Annotated in this window: 14 protein-coding genes; 5 read left to right on the top strand and 9 right to left on the bottom strand. The window is 67.2% G+C overall.

The window, feature by feature from the left end:
* Window positions 1–182: 182 nt before the first annotated feature.
* Complete coding sequence (gene rnhB / locus QZY03_RS00040; RefSeq protein WP_295576892.1) at window positions 183–773, top strand: ribonuclease HII; 591 nt, start codon at window positions 183–185, stop codon at window positions 771–773.
* Window positions 774–932: 159 nt separating this feature from the next.
* Here rnhB and QZY03_RS00045 read toward each other — a convergent pair whose 3' ends face one another.
* From QZY03_RS00045 to QZY03_RS00065, 5 genes are read right to left on the bottom strand one after another with little or no spacing between them, the layout of a single operon-like run.
* Entirely contained in the window at window positions 933–2087 is a 1155-nt protein-coding gene (locus QZY03_RS00045; protein ID WP_295576895.1) for a two-component system response regulator, read from the bottom strand.
* Window positions 2087–3619: a DUF294 nucleotidyltransferase-like domain-containing protein gene (locus QZY03_RS00050; RefSeq protein ID WP_295576897.1), complete on the bottom strand. Its 1533-nt coding sequence runs from the start codon at window positions 3617–3619 to the stop codon at window positions 2087–2089. Before QZY03_RS00050 ends, QZY03_RS00045 begins: the two co-directional genes overlap by 1 nt.
* Complete coding sequence (locus QZY03_RS00055) at window positions 3609–3983, bottom strand: response regulator transcription factor (RefSeq protein WP_295576899.1); 375 nt, start codon at window positions 3981–3983, stop codon at window positions 3609–3611. The genes QZY03_RS00050 and QZY03_RS00055 overlap by 11 nt, the downstream gene beginning before the upstream one ends.
* A 10-nt stretch (window positions 3984–3993) precedes the next feature.
* Window positions 3994–6750, bottom strand: a complete 2757-nt coding sequence (locus QZY03_RS00060; RefSeq protein WP_295576901.1) for a sensor histidine kinase — start codon at window positions 6748–6750, stop codon at window positions 3994–3996.
* Between the two features lie 10 nt (window positions 6751–6760).
* Window positions 6761–6961: a hypothetical protein gene (locus QZY03_RS00065; RefSeq protein ID WP_295576903.1), complete on the bottom strand. Its 201-nt coding sequence runs from the start codon at window positions 6959–6961 to the stop codon at window positions 6761–6763.
* A 283-nt stretch (window positions 6962–7244) separates the two neighbouring features.
* Here QZY03_RS00065 and QZY03_RS00070 point away from each other — a divergent pair, with 283 nt between their 5' ends.
* The gene (locus QZY03_RS00070; protein WP_295576919.1) at window positions 7245–8141 is read left to right on the top strand and encodes a transglycosylase SLT domain-containing protein; all 897 of its coding nucleotides are present in this window, start codon (window positions 7245–7247) and stop codon (window positions 8139–8141) included.
* A 30-nt stretch (window positions 8142–8171) separates the two neighbouring features.
* Here the strand turns inward: QZY03_RS00070 and QZY03_RS00075 are convergent, their stop codons facing one another.
* The 4 genes from QZY03_RS00075 to QZY03_RS00090 all read right to left on the bottom strand — a co-directional run bounded on the left by QZY03_RS00075 (window position 8172) and on the right by QZY03_RS00090 (window position 15546).
* Window positions 8172–8744 (bottom strand): Uma2 family endonuclease, encoded by a 573-nt coding sequence (locus QZY03_RS00075; RefSeq protein WP_295576905.1) that lies wholly within the window; start codon window positions 8742–8744, stop codon window positions 8172–8174.
* A gap of 91 nt (window positions 8745–8835) precedes the next feature.
* Entirely contained in the window at window positions 8836–9537 is a 702-nt protein-coding gene (locus QZY03_RS00080; protein ID WP_295576907.1) for a hypothetical protein, read from the bottom strand.
* 4 nt (window positions 9538–9541) lie between these two features.
* The gene (locus tag QZY03_RS00085; RefSeq protein WP_295576909.1) at window positions 9542–14764 is read right to left on the bottom strand and encodes a protein kinase; all 5223 of its coding nucleotides are present in this window, start codon (window positions 14762–14764) and stop codon (window positions 9542–9544) included.
* Entirely contained in the window at window positions 14761–15546 is a 786-nt protein-coding gene (locus QZY03_RS00090; protein WP_295576911.1) for a protein phosphatase 2C domain-containing protein, read from the bottom strand. The genes QZY03_RS00085 and QZY03_RS00090 overlap by 4 nt, the downstream gene beginning before the upstream one ends.
* A 569-nt stretch (window positions 15547–16115) precedes the next feature.
* On the opposite strand from QZY03_RS00090, the gene QZY03_RS00095 reads away from it, so the two are divergent.
* The 3 genes from QZY03_RS00095 (at window position 16116) to QZY03_RS00105 (ending at window position 20016) form a co-directional block, all read left to right on the top strand.
* Entirely contained in the window at window positions 16116–16439 is a 324-nt protein-coding gene (locus QZY03_RS00095; protein WP_295576913.1) for a hypothetical protein, read from the top strand.
* Entirely contained in the window at window positions 16375–18030 is a 1656-nt protein-coding gene (locus QZY03_RS00100) for a ShlB/FhaC/HecB family hemolysin secretion/activation protein (protein ID WP_295576915.1), read from the top strand. Before QZY03_RS00095 ends, QZY03_RS00100 begins: the two co-directional genes overlap by 65 nt.
* Before the next feature lie 333 nt (window positions 18031–18363).
* The gene (locus tag QZY03_RS00105; RefSeq protein WP_295576917.1) at window positions 18364–20016 is read left to right on the top strand and encodes a filamentous hemagglutinin N-terminal domain-containing protein; all 1653 of its coding nucleotides are present in this window, start codon (window positions 18364–18366) and stop codon (window positions 20014–20016) included.
* Window positions 20017–20104: the final 88 nt, after the last annotated feature.

Below are 20104 nucleotides of genomic sequence, written 5' to 3' on the forward strand. Positions count from 1 at the left end.
CCGGCCGCGATGGGGCATCACGGGACCCGACTATCGGCGTATCACCGCGGCACCGCATCGCGGCCGGAGGCCGCTCCCACGGGGTACTTGTTTGACTTGCCAGGTAACGTGCTTAAACGAACCATCAGACCGCTCGGGCTCAACAATTCGCAAGTCCGTCGGCATGCGTGCGGACGCCCCTCATGTCCGGCCTGACCATGACCGCCGTCGGCGCGCACCTGATCGCCGGGGTGGACGAGGCCGGCCGCGGGCCGCTGGCCGGGCCGGTGTTCGCCGCGGCGGTGATCCTGGACCCGGAGTTGATCATTCCCGGTATCGGGGACTCCAAGAAGATCAGCCCGCCGCGGCGCGAGGCGCTGGAGGTGCTGATCAAAGCGCAGTGCCTGGCCTGGTCGGTCGCATATGCGAGTGCCGCGGAGATCGATGCGATCAACATCCTGCAGGCGACTTTGCTGGCCATGCGCCGCGCCGTGGAGGGGCTCGCCCGCCAGCCCGAACTGGTGTTGGTCGATGGGAACCGGCCGCCGGTCTGCGCCTGTCCGGTGCAGACCATCGTGCGGGGGGATGCAAGCGTGCCGGTGATCGGCGCCGCGTCGATCCTCGCGAAAGTCGCTCGGGATCGGCTGATGTGCGAACTGGATCAGGTGTATCCGGGTTATGGCTTCGCGCTCCACAAGGGGTATCCGACGCAATGCCATCGGGCGGCCCTGCGGCAGCTCGGTCCCTGTCCGGAGCACCGCCGGACCTTCGCGCCGGTACGTGAATTGCTGTGAAGTTCAGCGATCAGGGAACGCCTTTGGCGTCCCGGTCGTTGTCGTAATCGAAATCCGATCGACAGCGGGGTGCTCATGAACAAATTGAAGCGTTTTTTCGATTTCGATTTCGACAACGACAACGACAACGACAACGACAACGACGGGCCTGAGTATCCCTCAAAACGCCGGCACGGGCTCACCGACAGGCCCATGCGCGTCGCGATAACGCTCGGCAATGGCGGTGAAGGTCTCGAACCCGGCCGTGAAGGCGTCGGCCACGTCCGGATCGAAATGGGTGCCCCGCCCCTGGTCAATGATGGCGCGTGCCTGCGGATAGGGCATGGCGTCTTTGTACACGCGCACCGAGACCAGTGCATCGAAGACATCGGCTAGGGCCATGAGGCGGGCCGAGGCCGGAATCTGTTCGCCGCTGAGCCCGTCAGGATAGCCCGTTCCATCCCAGCGCTCATGGTGCCAGCGGGCGATCTCCCGGGCCAAGGCGAGAAACTCGAGGCGGCGCGGGATACTGCGTTCGGCCCAGGCGATGGCGTCGCTGCCCAGCGCGGCGTGGGTCTTCATGATTTCCCATTCATCCGGGGTGAGGCGCCCCGGTTTCAGCAGGATCTGGTCGGGGATACCGACCTTGCCGATGTCGTGCAACGGCGCGGAGCGGACCAGCACCTCGATATAGCGATCGGTCAGGATGCCGGCGAAACGAGGATGATGGCGCAGGCGGCCGGCCAGGGCGCGCACATAGCCCTGGGTGCGCAGGAGGTGATTGCCGGTCTCCAGATCGCGGATCTCGGCAAGATGGGCCAGCGCCCGGATGCTCACCTCCTGGATCAGGGCGTTCTCTTCCATGCGCCGGTTGACCTCCTGCTCCAGCCAGATATTCTCATCGCGGAGTCGGTCGCGCGCGCGCTTCAATTCCAACTGGGCCGCGACCCGCGCCAGGACGACCGCCGGGAGGAACGGCTTGCTGATGAAGTCGACGGCACCGGCTTCCAGACCCTGGACCTCGGCCTGCCGGTCGTCAAGTGCGGTGACGAAGATCACCGGGATCTCGCGAGTGGCCGGGTTGGCCCGCAGTCGGTGCAGGACCTCGAAGCCGTCCATCTCGGGCATCATGATGTCCAGCAGGATCAGGTCCGGCCGGGGGGTCGACCCGCTGATCCGCAAGGCCTGGACGCCGGAGCGCGCGGCGCGGATCGGATAGCGTCCGGCCAGCAGATCCGCCAAGACCGCGAGATTTTCCGGCTGGTCATCGACGATCAGGAGGGTCGCACCCGCGGCCGCCGGTCGGCTCAGGTCGAGGTCGATGGAGCGGTCCACTACAGCCCCCGCTGCTGACGCAAGCGTGATTGCATCCGCTTGACCTGCTTGAACGCCTCTTTCAGCATCAACCGATGGAGTTGGTTAAGATCGTCGGGGTCCACGCGATTGACGCCGTCCGGGTCTGCGGTGCGCAGTTGCTGCTGGATGCGAAAGCGCTGGATCAGGTGAAAGGCCTCGACTTCGGCGACGAGGTCGGCGTCGGAGCGTTCCTGACAGGCCCCCGCCGCGCGCAGACGCTCGGCGGTATTGGTCGCCCAGATGCCGTACTGGAGTGCCCAGACGCGCGCCACGTCCGTGAAGAGCCGGGCGCCCTGGAGCTTGAGGTCGATGGTGTGGGGGAAGTCGCGGTTGCGGTCGAAACTGAACTGGCCGGCGAAGCCCAGCGGTGGGGTGATCGCGAGCGCCTGTTCCGCCAGGTTATGCAGGAAGCGGCCCTGGGTGCGGGCCGCGCCGATCAGCCAGGCGCGCAACTGATCCGCGGGCTCGAAGGTCCCGTAGAGCGGCCGGAAGTCGAAGAAGATGGTCCCGTGCAGCAGGGCCTTGGGATCGGGTTCCGCCAGCCAGTCGCCGAAGCGCCGCTGCCATTCGTCCGCGCTCAGGCACCAGCTCGGATTGCCGGCCATGATGTTGCCGCGGCAGTGTTCGAACCCGCATTTGTGCAGCGCCTGATTCACCGAGCGCGCGAAGGGCAGGAAAGCGGCACGCAGGGCATCAGTGGCAGCCGGTTCGGGTGGGACGAAGATCAGCCCGTTGTCCTGGTCGGTGGCGAAGGTCTGCTCCAGCCGGCCGGCCGAGCCGAACACCAGCCAGCACCAGGGGATCGCGGGCAGATCGAACTCGTCCTCCATGAGCTCGATGACCCGCATGGCGATCAGGTCGTCGAGCCCGGACTGCCATTGACAGAGCGCCTCGATCCCCATCCCGGCGTGGAACAGTTCGGCGCCGCGGCGCCGAACCTGATCCGCCGCCAGGATCATGGCTTTCAGGTCGCGCGCGGCGCTGATCGCCGCGATCAGGGTCTCGGCTCCGCCGGCGCGCAGTCCGAGCAGATCCGCTTGATCGACCAGCCCGAACAGCCGGCCATCGCCCTCGGTGAGCAGCAGGTGACGCGCCCCGCGCTTGGCCATCAGCACCTTGGCGCGATGGGTCGGTGCGTCCGCGGCGATGGTGAGCGGGGCGCCGATCATGTGGGCGGCCACCGGATCCCCGAGCCCGCCGCCCTCGAAGCTGATGACATGCAGCAGCTCGCGCAGACTGATCAGTCCCAGCGGGAGACCGCTGGCCGTGTCGGCGATGACCGCCGCGTCTTCCTGGCCCTGGCTGATCTGATAGAGCGTTTCGCGCAGGGTCGTCTCCGGCGCCACGACCAGTGGTCGGCGGCGGGCCAGGGTGCGCAGAGGCGCTGGTTCCGCGCCGCCGGCTTGCGCCAGCAGGCTGGACGAAGCCGCGGCGGAGCCGGTGTCCGCGAGCGGTTCCGGTGCGGTCTCGCCCACAGCGGCCGTGCTTGGTGTACTGGGCTCAGTCGACACGGGTGAGCAACTCCCGCGCCTTGGCAATCAATTCGTGGGTCGAGAATGGCTTTGGCATGTAGGCATCGGCCCCGAGGGTCAGCCCCTTCTTCTGCTCGGCCTCACGCCCTTTGGCGGTGAGCATGAGAATTCGGGTGGCGGCCAGCGTCGGATCGGCGCGCACCGCCTGGAGCACGGCGAAACCGTCGAGCTTGGGCATCATCACGTCCAATACCACCAGGTCCGGCCGCAGGTCGCGGATGGCGGCCAGCCCTTCCTCGCCATCGCGCGCGATGCTGACCGCGAACCCTTCGCGCTTCAACAGGAACTCCAGTGAGATGACGATGTTGGGCTCGTCGTCAATGATCAGGACACGGGTGCTCATGGCGTGATTCTCATGCAGTCAGCGTCTCAGCCGCGACATCGGGTTCCGCCGCGGGCAGTTCAAAGCAAAGCGTAGCACCTTTGCGCGATCCGCTCTCGGCCCAAATCCGTCCGCCGAAGCGCTCGACGATCTGGCGGCTGATGGGTAGCCCCAGCCCGGTGCCGATGGGTTTCTCCCCGCTGCTGGAGGCTTGGCGGAACTTCTCGAAGACCAGATCCAGCTCACCCGTCGGGATGCCCGGACCGTTGTCGGCGACACAGACCAGCCAGTGTCGCTCCAGTCGGCTCAGTCGTACCTCTACGCAACCGTTTTCGGTGGGGGCGAATTTGGCGGCGTTGGAGAGCAGATTGACCAGGACCTGCACCAGCCGGTCCCGATCCGCCTGCACCCAGGCCGGGCGTGGGGCCGCCTCCAGGTCGAGCACGAGCCGCGCCCCGCGCCCCTCAATGAGTTGTCCGGTGGCCGCCGCCGACTGGATGATGACCTCGTGCAGGTCGACCTGTTCAATCAGCCAGTCGGCATGTCCGGACTCGATCTTGGCCAGGTCCAGGACCTGATTCACCAGTCGCGAAAGCCGCTCGGTTTCACTCACCAGGATGCCGAGGAAGCGTTTGCGCTCGCCGACCTCGATCTCCGGATCGTCGTAGAGGATCTCCGAGAAGGCGCGGATCGAGGCCAGCGGGGTGCGCAGCTCATGCGTCACCGAGGACATGAAGTCGTCCTTGAGGCGGTCGAGTTCCTGGAGCCGCAGATTGGCGGCGCGCAACTCCGCGGTGGCGGCCTCGAGCTCGCGGGATTTTTGCTCCAGATCGTGGCTGTAGGCGCGGATCTGGGACGCCTCGTCGAGGATGTTCAAGACTTCGTCGAGCCCCAGCGTCTCCTCTTCGGTGACCGAGGCGACCATGACCCGCGCCGAGGCACCGCCGATCGCCCCGGACAGCAGGGTCTCGGCGAAAGCGACGGTCTGCGCGTCCGCCGGGAGCCCCTCCGGTGTTGCGCTGCCGCGCGTGCGGGCAAAGTCGGCGAAGGCCCGGCCGGTGCGCTCCTTGCCGAGAAAGCGTTCGGCCAGGGCGCGCAGCTCGGCCACCTCCACGCTGCCGCGCCACAGGGGCAGGTCGGTCCGCCGGCCGTGGCGCGGCGCGTCCACATAGGCGTTGGCCTGGGCGGCCTCGACCGCGTTGGGCGGGCGCAAGGCGGACACGGCCAGGAAGGCGCCCAGGTTCGCGCTCAGGCTCCAGAACAGACAGTGGGTCACGTCGTTCCAGCCGGTGAGCCCGAACAGGGCCTGGGGCTTCAGGAGATCGATGCCGAAGACGCCGGACTCCTGGAAGATTGGCGGCAGCCAGCCCGAGCGGGCGAAAGAGGGCAGCAGCAGGGTGTAGAGCCACACCAGAAAGCCGACCGAGAGCCCGGCGAGCGCCCCCTCGCGGGTGCCGCCGCGCCAGTACAGGGCGGCGAACACCGCCGGTGCGAACTGGGCGACCGCCGCAAAGCTGATCAGCCCGATGGCGACCAGCGCATAGGCCTCCCCGGCCAGCCGATAGTAGAGATAGCCGAGCAGCAGGATGATCACGATGGCCAGGCGGCGGATGCGCAGCAGCAGCCGGCCGAGATCGATCCGGCGGTTGTGCCGGCGCCGCAGCACGATCGGCAGGATCAGATCGTTGCTGACCATGGTCGAGAGTGCGATGACCTCCACGATCACCATCCCGGTGGCCGCCGAGAGCCCGCCGATGAAGACCATAAGTGCCAGCCAGGGCTGACCGAAGGCCATCGGCAGGGTCAGGACGAAGGTATCCGGATCCACCTGGCCCTCCGGAAAGGCCAGCAGTCCGGCCAGCGCGATCGGGATCACGAACAGGTTGATCAGTAGCAGATACAACGGGAAGAGCCAGATCGCCCGACGGATTTGGTGTTCGTCGCTGTTCTCGACGACGGCAAGCTGGAATTGGCGCGGCAGCAGCATCACCGCCAACCCTGCCAGCAGCGAAATGGCGAACCAATCGATGGGCGCACTGAGCGCGGGGTCCAGCAGGGCGGCCGCGCGTGGATTGTCGCCAACCGGCGGCAGGGCGGGGCCGCCGATGGTCCCGTTCACATCCAGCAGGCCCAGGGTGACCCAGAGCCCCAGGCCCAGAAAGGCGACCAGCTTGACGATGGACTCCAGGGCGACCGCGGCCACCATCCCCTCGTGACGTTCGCTCGCATCCAGGTGGCGAGTGCCGAAGACAATAGTGAAGGCCGCCAGCAGCAGAGCAATGATAAAGGCCGTGTCCTGCCAGAAGGGCAGGTTCAGCGCCTCCGGCATCCGCACCTCCGGGTAACGCAGCAGGATGGTGAAGCTCCAGGCGACGGCCTTGAGCTGCAGAGCGATATAGGGCACCACCCCGAAGACGGCGATCACCGTCACCAGTCCGCCGAGCAACTGGCTCATGCCGTAGCGCGAGGCGATGAAGTCCGCGATCGAGGTAATGCGCTGGGCCTTGCTGATCCGCACCATCTTGACCAGCACCGAGCCCCAGAGCAGGGCCATCAAGGTCGGGCCGACATAGATGGCGAGGAATCCCAGGCCGGTGGCGGCGGCGCGGCCGACGCTGCCGTAGAAGGTCCAGGCGGTGCAGTAGACCGCCAGTGACAGCGCGTAGATCGTGGGGCTGCCGATCACCGAGCGGCCCTGATCGGCGCGCCGGTCGGCCCAGTAGGCGACCGCGAACAGCACCCCGAGATAGGCGCAGGCCACGCCGATGATCAGTGGGCCGGAGATCATCGTCGGGTGATTACTCGCGGCCCCGCGAGCAGATCCAGGCGGCCAGCGCGATCACCAGCGCCCAACTGCCGAACAAATAGAGATAGAGCGCGGGGATACTGAAAGCGTTCGGCACCCCCTCGAAGCGGGCCGCCATGGGTGAAAAAAACGCGAACAGGGCGAACAGGAACAGTACCAGCAGGCGTTGTCGCAGCAGGTTGGCGCGGGGCATGGCTCACCCGGTCACTGATTGGGACTAGCGTGGAAGTATATAGCGTTCGCACCTGATATCCAGACAGACCTTCGTGTAGGGGCGCGTTTGAAACCCGCTCCTACGTCCGGTTATCACGTCCGAAGGCGATAAGCGCCGCGCCGGGAGAATGCGCGCGCAGACCGGATACGACTTGCATCCAGGGGGGGCTTGAAACAAAATCCCGGCGCCTTGTCCGGGAACCGCCACCCTGCCGCGCCGCCCCGGAGTCTTTGGTCAACAGGAGTTCCAGACCGTGTCGTGGATGCATGTATCGCTGACAGTGCTTGCCATTCTCACGTTGTCCGGCTGGTTGCCGCGGCCGGCCGCGGCCGATGACGTGCACATTTTTCGCGAGATCGTCGGCGAATCGGACGCCACCAAGCTGATGACCTGGGGGCTGCGCTATCGCGAAGGCGACGGGGTGGCGCGCAATATCGACCGTGCGATCCGCCTCTATTGCAAGGTTGCGCGCGAGGGTCACCCGGACGCCCAGTTCCAGCTTGGTTTGATCTACGCCAAGGGGGATGGCGTGCCGTCGGACAAGGATCTCGCGACCGCCTGGTTTCGTCTGGCGGCGGAGAAGCAGCATAGTCGCGCTGCCGAAATGCTGTTGATGTTGACCCCCAAGCGCCGCTATGCGCGGGCGGCCTGTCTCCTCAGTGACGGCAGTGACCTGTTTCCGCCGCCGCCGCCGCGGGTGGTCCGCCTGCCGTCCGCCCGCACCGCGCGCTGCAAGGCGCCGGCCCAGTGTAAGCCGGTGCAGATCGGTGCTCATCCGGCCAAGGGCAAGGTGGCCTCCCTGGTGCGCGAGTTGGCCCCGACTTATCGTTTGAACCCCAATCTGGTCCTCGCGGTGATCGAGGCGGAATCCGGTTTCAATCCCGCGGCCCAGTCGCCCAAGAACGCCCAGGGTCTGATGCAACTCATCCCCGCCACCGCCGAGCGGTTCGGCGTCGCCAATGTCTGGGATCCGGAGCAGAACGTCCGGGGCGGGATGGCCTATCTGAAATGGCTGATGAAGCAGTTCAACGGGGATGTCGAACTGGTGCTCGCCGCCTACAACTCGGGTGAAGGCGCGGTGCAGCGCTACGGGGGCGTGCCGCCCTACAACGAGACGCGTGACTATGTCGCGCGCATCCTGCAGCGGTTGGGCAACTGAAGTCTTGGACTCCGTTACGCCAGCTCCGCCTTAAGTCGGCGCCCACAGGTCATCAAGGCTGATCGTCACCGCCTCGAAGGGCGGAACGGACACCTGCGAGCCGCCCGCGAAACGCCCGATCTCCCGCCAGATCCCACCCTCCAGGGCGTAGGCTTCCAGGGTGTGCGCCCGGGGGTCGATCAACCAGGCGTAGGCAACCCCGAAGTGCGCATAGATCGGCATCTTGATTTCACGATCCTTGCTCTCAGTCGAAGGCGATAGGACTTCACAGACCCACTCCGGGACCACTTTATAGCGATGATCTTTCGGAATCCGCGGCAGTCTGCTACGGCGCCAGCCGGCCAGGTCCGGAACATCAACCTCGGTGTTACGGATAAAGTGCAATTCCGGCTCGTCGATGATCCACCAACCGCCCGGCCCGCCGCGGCCTCGCTGAAACGGTCCAATTAAATCGTAACCGAGCGACGAAGCAGTGAAGCCATGCGGACCGCTCGGGCGCGGCTGGGTGTAGAGTTGGCCGTTGAGGATTTCCCCGGTCAACCCTTCGGGGAGCGTTTCAAGCTGCTCGTACAGCGTAGGTTGTGATTGTGAGCGGGCGCTCATGTCGGTGCCTCTAGCGGTGTAGGACGACGCTTATTATCTCTACGAATCGTTCGCGCCCACCAGGGCCATCCCCAGCGGGATCCCTTTTTGGTCAGGGCCTTGCGGTGGTTTCCGCCGGCCGGTCCACCGGCAAAGGTTCGACGTCACCGTCCGGTCGCGGCGGCTCCGGGAGTGCCATACCCAATGCGCGGCCGAAGTCCAGCAAGCCCTGGATCGTCGGTTCGCCGCTGCCGGCCGCCCGCTCCGCATCGATCAGGGCACCCAGTTCGGCGGTCAGGTGGTGAAAGGCATAAGCCTCGCGGGCCCGGGCCTGCATTCCAGGGGGCAGGCGCTGCCACTCCAGCAGGAAACGGGCACGCTCGGACGGACCCCAGGCGTCTTCCTGCAGGAATTCGTCGACGAGCGCCAGGGCGGCGTCGGGTGTCTCCCCGGCGGCTCCTGCCGCGGTCGGATCCGCGGGTGGCGGGTCGGGCGTCCGTGCCCCACCGCCGAACAGCCCATAGAAAAGTACAGCCGACAGCAAGGCGAGTCCTGCACCCAGGAGGCCGCGCCAGGCCAGTCGGCGCGTCCGGCTGGGCGCGGCCTGGCCCGGGGTCCGGTGCTCTGCGGTCGGCGGCTTGGTCCGCTCCGGCGGGTCGGGTGCCGCACCGGTCGCCGCCGGGCGGGGCGGGGCGGCGCTCAGTGTCTCGATGAATTGGCGGCGTGCCTGCAGGTAGGCGGCACGGTCGCTGCGGCCCGCGGCATAATCCAGCGCCAGCCGCCGCAGGGGTGAGGGTTCGCCGGATGCGTTCAAGGTCTCAGCCTCCGATCTCTTTCACCAGCCGGAAGCCGGTATAGGCGTCGGGCTTGCCCGAGTGTCCAGTGACCAGCGACACCGAACAGCGGCTGGCGTCCTCGGCATAGTGCCCGCCGCGGACTTGCAGGGTCCCGCCGTCGCGCGTCCATTCCTGTACGTTACCCACGGCGTTGACCAGCCCCCAACTGTTATTGGCGCCCGTGCCGACCGGATCTGGGGTGCCGCCCTTGACGATCTGGCTGCCGCTGCGCAGCAAACAGTTGGTTGCTCCGCCGGCCGATTCGCCCTTGGCGCGGGTGGCCACTTCCCATTCACCAGCGGTCGGCAGTCGATAGGTGAATCCGCTGAGCCGGGTCAGCCAGGCGGCATACTGTTCGGCCTGGCTCGCGGTGATGCCGCTGATTGGCAGCTTGGGATTGCGGCCCGCGATCGGAGTGCATTCTTTGGTCGTGGTGCAGTACTGATTGAACTCAGCCACCGAGATCTCGTACCGGGTGATGGCAAAGGGCTGCTGGCTGCCGGGCGCGGGGGGGATAACGACCAGTTCAGGGCCCTTGGCGTCACCGCTCAGGGTGTCCGCGCAGCGCGCTTTCTTGGTATTGCCATAGCCGGCATACTTGGGGTTACAGGGCTCCTGCCGCGCCCCGGCCGGCTTGGCTGCCGGGCCCGGTGCCGTCGGCTGGACCGTGCCGGTGTCCTGCCAGGCCGCGTTGTCGACCCACCGTTGACGGGCGATCCCCAGCGCCTTCTGCGCCCTGTCGAACTGACCCTGGGCGAGGGCCTGCTCATAGAGTTTATAGGCCTTGCCCGCGTCGGTCTTGGCGGCGGTGAGCGCCTGTTCGAGCGGGCGGCGCTCCGGCTGCCCGGCCGGGATCTGGGCCAGGGTCTGCTCGAGGGCGGTCAGTCGGTTGGCGGCGAGCAAGGCGCGCGCGTCATCCAGGGCGGCGGATGGCGGCGGCTCCACCGGCGGCGGTGGTTCCTCCTGAATCTGCACTTGCACCAGGGCGGGCGCATCAGGGAACAGACCCAGTGCCGCGGTGCGCAGCCGTTCCGCCGCCGCCGGGTTCTTCTCCGCCTTGACCCGGTTGGTCAGGGTCTTGATCCAGTCCTGTTCCCAACGTGGATAGTCGTCCGCACCCGCCGCTTTCAGGTCGGCGAGCGGCGATGCCAGGTTGGCCATGCCCGCGGCATCGGCACTGCCCAGTTGGGCGGTGAACCGATCGCGCGTGAGGTTGAGTTCGATCTGTTCCCGCAACCCGGCCACCGCGACCGTCGGGTCCAGCCCGGTCGCTTTGTCGAGCAGCTTCAGGGCCGTCTCGTTACGGCCGCGTTTGGCGCTCTGGCCGGCCTGGCGGACATAGGCCTCCGCAATTACCCGTGGTGCCTCAGTGCTGACGAAGGGGTCGGTCGCGCCGAGTTTATCGCGCAGCAGGCCCAGGGTGGCCAGCGCCTTGTCGGTCTGATCGGCCTTGGCCTGGGTCAGCAGCGACTGTTTGTTGGCCTCGATCTCGGCCAACTGCTTGCGTTCGCCCTCGGCCTGTTCCCAGGCGCTGAAGGCGGCTTCGAGCTGCGCGCGGGCTTGTTGCCGCAACTGCCCGGCACCCGGCACCAGGGATTCCCATTGGGTGAGCAGGGCGCGCCCCTCGGCGAAACGGTTTTCCTGGCCCAGAGTGTCCAGGCGCTGGCCATAGAGCGTATTGATGCGGTTCTCGAACGGCTTGACCCGGCTCGGATCGGCCGCCGCCCGCTGGGCCAATTCACCCATGGCCGCGCCCAACTGCTTGGCGCCGGCGGGGGACAGGTCCGGTGCATCCAGGAGTTGACCGACGGCGGTCTCCTGGGCGGCGATGGCGTCCAACTGGCGCTGGGTCTGGGCCGCGGCGGCACGTGCGCTCAGCCGCTCCAGTGCCTGATCGAGCGTCGCGATCCCGGGCAGCCAGCGTTGCCCGCGCCGCACCGTCGCGATGGCGTCTTCCCAGCGGCCGGCGGCGTCTTCGCGCTCGGCGGCGGCCGTAAAGCGCGCGGCGATGGCCGTCAGCCCGGTCTCCAGCAGCGGATCGTCCGGCGCGAGTCCGGCCAGTCGGTCGAGCAGGCCGCGGGCCTGGGCAAATTCCGTCTCGCTGGTTCCCATGGTGGCGACGAAGGTGTTGAACTCCTGGGTGAGGGCGGTGACCCGGGCCGCGCGTTCCGCCTCCAGGCGGACGCGCTCGGTTGCGGCCACTTCCTGGCGGCTGGCGGTTTCGGCGTCATCGATCGCGGTCCGCTCCTGCGCCAGCGCATCCTTGAGCCCGGCGTCGCTCGCCCGCGTCAGTGCCTGGTCGACCAGCGCGCGGGCGGCGTCCCAGCGGCCGGCCGTGCGTGCTTCGCGCGCCTGGGTCAGGTAAGCGCGCACCAACTCGGAGCGGCCCCGGCCGAGCGACTCGTTGGCCGGGTCCAGGGTGGCGAGGTTCGCCAGCAGCGTTTCGGCCGCGGCCAGGTCGCGGGCGCCCAAGCGTCCCTGGATCGCGGTTTCGAGGGCGGCGATCCGGGCCTCGAAGGCCTCCCGTGCGGTGGTCACCGCCTGCGACTGGGCGGTCAGGAAGCCTGACTCCGCCATGCCGGAATAGCGCGCCAGCAAGGCGTCGGCGCCGGTCCAGTCGCGGGCCGCGAGCAATGCCGACAGCGCCGGGCGCAGCGCTTTCTCGGCACGGCCAGCGGCATCCGCCAGGAGCGGATCCTGGGGGTTGGCCGTGCGCAGTTCGCGCAGGTCCGCCAGGAAATCCGCCGTCGGGGCGGCGGCGTCCACCGTCTTGAGTGCGGTCTTCACCCGCTGTTGCAGTGCGGCCAGCGCCTGGGCCTGGCTCTGGCCGCGGACCAGGTCCTGGATCCGCGCCTGTTGGTTCTCGAGTTCGCTGCTGGTCGGGAAGAGCGCGAGACCAGCCGCCACGTAGCCGGCCGCCGCGGTGAGGTCGGTCGCCTCCGCCGCCTTGGCCGCGCTGTAATAGCTGTTGGCCAGATAGGCGTACTTGGGGACCTGCCCGGGATCGACCTGTTTGAGGATGGCCAGCAGCGCCGGGAGTGAGTCCCGTCCGGCCTCCGGCAAAAGGGCGGCGACCTGCTCGCGGGCCGCGGTGATGCGCTCGTCGAGGCTGCTCAGCAACCGTTCATACCGCGCTTTGAGTTGGCTCTGCTCGTCGAAGATGGCCTTGGAGTCGGGAAACAGGCGGTCGGCCTGGGTCAGCAGCGCCTGCGCCTGGGTGTACTCGTAGTGCCCGGCATCCGGGTCGAAGGCGGCGCGGGCCTGGGTGATCAGGGCGCCGCGCACGCTATCCGCGGCGCCGGCCAGCAGCCCGGAGCGCACCGCGCTCGGGAGCCCTTCGATTATCGCCAGACGCTGCAGCACCTCGGACGGCGCGCCGGTCGTGAGCGTCGGCGCCAGCAGTTCGCGCACCCGCTCGAAGACCTGTGTTTTCACCGCGTCGGGCAGGTTGGCCGTCGTTGTCAGTGCGTGCTCACGCGCCGCTGGGTCCGCCCCCGCGATGAGGTCGGCGAGTCGTCCGGCCAGGGCGGCGGTGAGGCGTCCGCGCACCTGGTCCGGCAGGGCCTCGGCGCGGGCGAGCAGGGTCCCCAATTCGGCCGGCAGGGTGGCCTCGACCTCCGCCAGCAACGCGGCTTCCTGCTGTCGGTCGAGCCAGGGATCGAGACCCAGGAACCAGCCCAGGGTCGTGGTGCCGATGACCCCGGCGGCGACCGCCCAGGGCCAGCGCGCCGGCCGGTGCCGCAACTCGTCGATGAACTGTTCGACGGTCTGGCTGCGGGCGGTGCGCTCGAACGCCAGCCCGCGGCGCAGCCCGCGCCATTGACGGCCGTTGAGTTCCTTGATGGGCGCGGGTTTCAGACTCTGGTCGCGGGCTTCGAGCGCGGTCGTTTTGCGGCCGAAGGGGCGCGTTCCGGTCAACAGTTCATAGGCGACGATCGCCAGCGCATAGATGTCGTCGCGGGCGTCGGGGTCCTCGCCCAGCAGCATCTCCAGACTGGCATAGGCCGGGGTCAGTGCGCCCAGGCTGCCGGGATCGTAATTGGTGGTCTCGTGGTCGCCTTCACCGCCGGTCGATCGGGTGGCGCGGGCGATGCCGAAATCAAAGACCTTGACGTGATCACCGGCGCCGACATAGACGTTACCCGGCTTGAAGTCCGAGTGGATGATCGGGGGTTTATGGTTGTGGGCCGCGGCCAGTGCGCTGCCCATCTGTTCGACCAGATGGAAGGCCCGCGCGAACGGCAGGCCCTTGGGTCGACACTGGTCGCGGATGAGCCGATCCAGCGGGTCGCCCTGGAGCAACTCCATGGCGATGAAATAATTGCCTTGATCGTCCTTGTCGAAGTCGTACAGATGAATGATGTTGGGATGGTTGAGCCGCTGGGTATTGGTGAATTCACGGCCCAGCACCTTGATCGAGTCGGGGTTCTGTTTGAACTTGTCATTCAGCAGCTTGAGCGCGACATAATTCTGCTCATCCTTCGCGAAGTCGACCTCCGCCTTGGCGAGATCCCGCGCTTTGAAGACCACCCCCATGCCGCCGCGGCCGAGCAGTTTCTCAAGCTTGAAGCGGTTGCGCAGGAGGTCGCCTTCCTGCGGCTCCTGGGCCAGGGGCGGGTAGTCGTAACGGGTCGTCTGCGCGGTGCCGGATGGACTCGACCGGCCGGCCGTGCTCGCCGAACCCGTGGCGGCCCCGGTGCCGGTGGGGGCTTGCGAGGGGGTCGTCCCCGGGCCGGTCGTTCCGGTCGGGGAGGTGATGCGCGTGGCATCGGCGGCCGTGGTCGAGGGGGCCGTGACGCGCGTGGCATCGGTCGTCGACACCGGCGCCGGAGGCGGTGGTGCTGCCGCGCCCCGGTCGGTCGCGGCGGTCCGGGCGCTCGGGATCACTACGGTTTTCTCTTCCGGCGCCTCTGTCGGCCCCGGAGTCGCGGAATCGGTCCGCCCGTCCTGCGCCCCGCGGGTCAGGACCACCGTGGCTTCGTTCGCACGCTCGCGTCCGTCCGCCGCCGCCGGCCCGAGTGATGCCAACGTGTTCAGAAGCGGCTGCGGAAAGAATCCCCGAGCGGCCAGGTCCGTCAGTTCGCCCAACATCCGGGCGGCCTCGGCGGGGTCGGTCTCCCGGCTCGCGGCGAATGCCGCCAGCAATTGGGCTTCGTCCTGATCGCCCCGACGAAAGGCGTCGATCACGTTGCGTAGCGTTGTCATCGGGCCGCTCCCGGGGCGCCGTGCGCGCACGCGACCACCACCGTGATGTTATCGCGTCCGCCCGCGCGCAAGGCGCGGTCGAGCAGGTCGCGGCAGAGGGTCGCCGCGTCCCGGTCCTGGGCGAGGATGGCGGTGATCGCCGGTTCCGGTACTTCCTTGGTCAGACCGTCGGTGCAGAGCAGGAAGCGGTCACCCGGCTCCACCGGGCAATAATCCATGTCCACGAACAGCGTGTCGGCCGCACCGACCGCCCGCGTGATCACATTGGCGGCCGGATGCGATTCCGCCTGGTCCCGCCGCAAGCGGCCACAGGCGATCAACTCTTCCACCTGGCTATGATCCTGGGTGAGCCGTTCGCACCGGCCGCGCCGCCACCGATAAAGACGGCTGTCGCCGACCCACAGGAACACGGCATAGTCACCCCAGGCCAGCAGCACGACCACGGTGCTGCCGATGGTGCTGCCGGCGTGCCCCGCGTTGGCGAGCGCGCGGAACTCGGCGTTCAGGTCGAGCAGGGTCGCCTCGGCCAGCTCGACGCGGTCACTGAGCCGCTCCGGCAGCGCCAGGGCCGCGAAGGCACGCACGATACCCGCGCTGGCCAGATCCCCCCGGGTATGTCCGCCCATGCCGTCGGCGACCAGCCACAGCGGCGTGTCGGGATGCACCAGGAAGGCATCCTCGTTGATTTGCCGCACCTTGCCGGTAGCGGTCAGTCCCTGGACGTCCCAGCACGAGCCGGGGGTAAGGACGCCGCGGGCGGCGCTGGGCTGGGTCTGTGTCATCTCACTTCCGGGCGCGTGACCGCGCGTGTGTTTGATCACCGGCGGGTGCCGGTGTCAGCCGTGGCGCGCCCGTTGGTCCGTTCCTCACCATTCATGGGTGAATGCTACACCAGGCATCGTCGCCGCTGCCAGGCATCAGGGCCGCGCGCGGTGTGATCGGAACTGATGTGTTGACGCCGACCCCGTAGGGTACGCATCGCGTACCCACCGAGCACGCTCTGGGGGCGGGTCCGCGATGCGTGCCCGACAGCCACCGGACCTTCTCACGGTCCGGGCGTCGTTGTCGTGATCGGATTGTTCGATTACGACAACGACAACGACCAGGACAGCGTACCCGGAATCTCGATCAGCACATCACTTCCGATCACACCCGGGCCGCGCGCGCTGACCGGTGGGCGCGGCCTGCGGCCGCGATCCGGTACCTCGGGCAGATTCATACGCCGACAAGCAACGCGGGATTTGTATCCGGCCAGACTGCCTGACTATAATCGGCCGGCCGTTTCGGCTCCGCGGGATGACGCACCGCGGTATTCAACCAGGAAACAATAATCGCCACAGGAGATCGTTGCATGGGAGGGCTATCCGCCGTCGCAGGTCAACCAGTCGGGCTACGGTGGCCGCTGTCGCACGCCGTCTGGGTTGGAACCACCTTACTCTTAGTCGCTACGGTCGCGGCGGCCGCGCCGGCCGGCATCGACACCCCGCTCGGTCCCCGCGGACCCGATGCCGCGCCGGCCTTGAGTGTCCCGCTGCCGCAAGGGCCGCCGCCGCCGCTGAGCACACTGGAAGTCACGCCGAAGCGCGACCGCCTGCCCGACGAGGCCCAGGTTGAGGTCAAGCGCTTCATCGTCACCCGCCTGGTTCCGCGCGCGCCCCGGCGGCGCCTGCCATGAGGTGCTCTACGCCGACCTGTGCGGCCAGGCCGTCAAGGACCCGAAGCTGGATCAACTGCTGGCCGAATTGCTGCAAAAGTTCGACCACCGTGCCTCGGTCTTCGACTTGGAGGATGTCGCCCTGCAAGTCACCCGCCACCTGCGCGGCCGTGACTATCTGCTCGACACCGCCTTTATTCCGCCGCAGACGGTCGCCGGCGGCGTCGTCAACCTTTACATCCTGACCGGCCGGCTTGGCAAGGTCAACGTCAAGGGGAACAAGCGCTATCGCAGCGACATCCTCGCCTGGCCCTTTGCGCCCCTGATCGGCGAGCCCGTGACCCAGGACGAGATCACCCACGCCATCCTCAACGTCTGGGACTACCCCGGTCTGGGCTTCGCCCAGCGCAAGGCACGGGTCACCTTTGCCCCCGGCGGGCGCACCGGCGAGACCGATATCGATCTCGAAGTGTTCGAGGACCCCCTGCCGATCAATCTGATCCTGTCCGCCGACAATGCCGGGTCGCAGTTTTCGGGGGAGTACCGCACCCGCGCCGACCTCGCGTGGAACAACCCCACCGGCGGTGCCGACCAATTGCTGCTGGGACTCACCTATGCCTTTGAACCCATGGGTAACGTGTATTACAACGTCGACTATCTGCGACCCATCGGCACGCCCGACTGGCAGATCGGCATCGGCGTCAACCGCAACGCCTTCGACCTCGGGGCCGACATCGAAGAGCTTGGTATCAGCGGTGTCAGCGAGCAGGCCTATATCATGCTCAGCCGGCTGTTTATTCAAAGCTTCCGTGAGCGCCTGGCGGTGGAATTGCGGTTCTCGCGGCAGAACGCCCTCACCGAGCAAGACAACGAACAGATCTCCAACGATCAACTCGCCCCGCTGTCACTGGGCGCCGACTACCTGACCACCGACCTCCTGCTCGCCCCTGCCGGGCGCGCCAATCAGACGCGGCTGATCGGCAATTACACCCATGGGTTCGGCGGTCTGTTAGGCTCCATGGCCGGCAGTGACGCCGAGGATTCCAGCCGGATCAATGCCGACGGGGTCCACGCCGGGGCGCGCTACGACAAGCTGGTCGGCGGCGTCATCCGCAAACAAGCGCTGCCCTGGAGCACCGACCTGTGGCTGCGGGTCAACGGCCAATGGACTGCCGATTTCCTTGTTCCACTCAAACAATTCGCCATCGGCGGCCCCAACAACGTGCGGGCCTATCCCACCGCCGAATGGCTGTTCGACAAGGGCTGGTTCGCCTCGCTGGAGTGGGAGTTCGGCATCCCGTTCCTCACGCGGCTCGAAGCCAAGAAGCCCAATTGCTTCTATGTCCCCAAGTGGATGTCCTGCAACGCCCCCACCAAGCTCAGTGAGGCGCTGCGGCTGTCGCTCTTCGCCGACTTCGCGGAAGTCTGGCTGAACGATGCGCGGTCCGGGCAAGCCGACCACCAGGCCGTGACCGGCATCGGCATCGGCCTCAAGTTCGAGGCGCGTAACCTGCGCATGAACCTGTCGCTGGCGACCCCGGTCGGCAGCCCGGTGCCGAGCAATGATCGTGATCCGCAGCTATTCTTCAATATCGCGTACCAACTCTTCTGAGCCTCGCGGATGGATCGCGCGCAGCGACACCCATCCGCGGGCCGGGTTGGGAACCTGCGTCGCCGATTCGTTGTAGGTTGGGCTGAGTTGTAGGTTGGGCTGAGGAACGAAGCCCAACATGCGCGCGAACGCAAAGCGCTGAAATGTTGGGGTTCGTTCCTCACCCCAACCTACGGGATTGCGTTGATTCCGCGCCCGTGCGGAACACTTGCCCAATCTCGGATGGGGTGCCAAGACTGACGCCTTGGACTCCGGGCTGATCGATCTGGTATTGACTGGGCGCCGTTCGCGCGCCGCACCTGACGGTAACGACTGACCTCAAGGAGACCCGCTATGACATCCGCACCTCGCACGCAGAGCCCAGCCCTGTCCACCGGCCTGGTGCCCGTGCCGGCCGTGTTCAAAGAACGCGAACTGGCCCGACTGGTGCGGATCGGACTCCTGGTGCCCCTGGCGCTCGGTGCCGCCCTCCAGCCGGGGCTGCCCTGGGCCGCGCCGGCCGGCGGTCGGGTGGTCGGCGGCAGCGGCAGCATTGAGTCCGGCGGCAACCTCACCCAGATTCAGCAGGGCAGCCACCGGTTGGCCATCGACTGGCAGAGCTACAACGTCGGCGCCAACGAGACCGTGCGCTACCTCCAGCCCTCGGCCTCCGCCGCCGCGCTCAACCGCGTGCTGGACGGTAACCCCTCGCAGATTCTCGGCCGCATCGAGGCCAACGGCCAAGTGTTCCTGATGAACCCGAGCGGGATCATCTTCGGCCGGAATGCGACCGTCAACGTCGGCAGCCTGGTGGCCGCGGCCATGGACATGGACAAGGCCAAGTTCATGAACGGCATCTACGAGATGGGTGTTCCGGCCGGGATCGAACCGGGGATGGTCGTCAACCAGGGTCTGCTGGAGGCCGCCACTGGCGGTTCAGTCACGCTGGTCGGCGGGGCGGTCAGGAACGAAGGCGCCATCATTGCCAAACTCGGCCAGGTCAACCTGGGCGCCGGGCGGCGCGCCGTCGTCGACTTCGATGGCAACGACATCATCCGCTTCGAGGTCGACGGTGAGTTGACCGCCAACACCCATCAGGTCGAGAGCGCCGTCAGCAACACCGGGACCATCGACGCCGCGGGCGGCACCGTCCTCATGACCGCCAAAACCGCCGGTGATGTCTTCACCAGCGTGGTCAACAACGAAGGCATCGTACGCGCCGGCAGCATCGACACCCAGGGCGGGGAGATTCGGCTCACCGGCAGCGGCGGTCTGGTGCGCAACAGCGGCACCCTGGACGCCTCCCGCAAGACCGGCGGCAAAGTCAGCGTCAAGGGCCTCAAGATCGACCACACCGGCCGCATCCTCGCCGAGGGCCGCGATGGCGCCGGCGGTCAGGCGGTGCTGGAAGCGGTGGACACCACCACGGTGTCCAAGGGCGGGGTGATCTCGGTGCGCGCCGGCACGGGCGGCAAGGGCGGTCGTGCCGATGTGTTGGGCGAGCGGGTCGCGCTGCTCGATCAGGCGCGCATCGATGCCTCCGGCGGCCAGGGCGGCGGCAAGATTCGGGTCGGCGGTGACTACCAGGGCAAGAACGCGGCGGTGAAGAACGCCAAGCGGACCCATGTCGGCGCGGGTGTGACCATGGCGGCCGATGCCGGCGAGCGCGGCGACGGCGGTACCGTCATCGTCTGGGCGGATGAGGACACCCGCTACTTTGGTGCCATCAGTGCCATCGGCGGCGCCCGGAGCGGCAATGGCGGCTTTGCGGAAGTGTCGGGGAAGCAGTATCTGGATTATTCAGGGACGGCGGATTTGCGGGCGGCGGCGGGGGCGACAGGGACTTTGTTGCTGGATCCTAACAATATAACGATCAGTACGGGCGCGGATGACAAGAATGGCGGCACTGGCACGCTAGAGGATCCTTTTACATCGACGAATGACACGTCCGTTCTGGCTCTCTGGGATCTCAGTAGGTCGCATAGTTTTTTAAAAACAGCAGGATAGGGCTGTTACACAAACAGAAAATGGCTCAATGGCAACGTCTGAAAGTAGCGTAAGCCTCTGATGTGAAGATTCGGCAGAGCAGTAATAG

This window comes from uncultured Lamprocystis sp., assembly GCF_903933125.1.
Lineage (GTDB): Bacteria > Pseudomonadota > Gammaproteobacteria > Chromatiales > Chromatiaceae > Thiodictyon.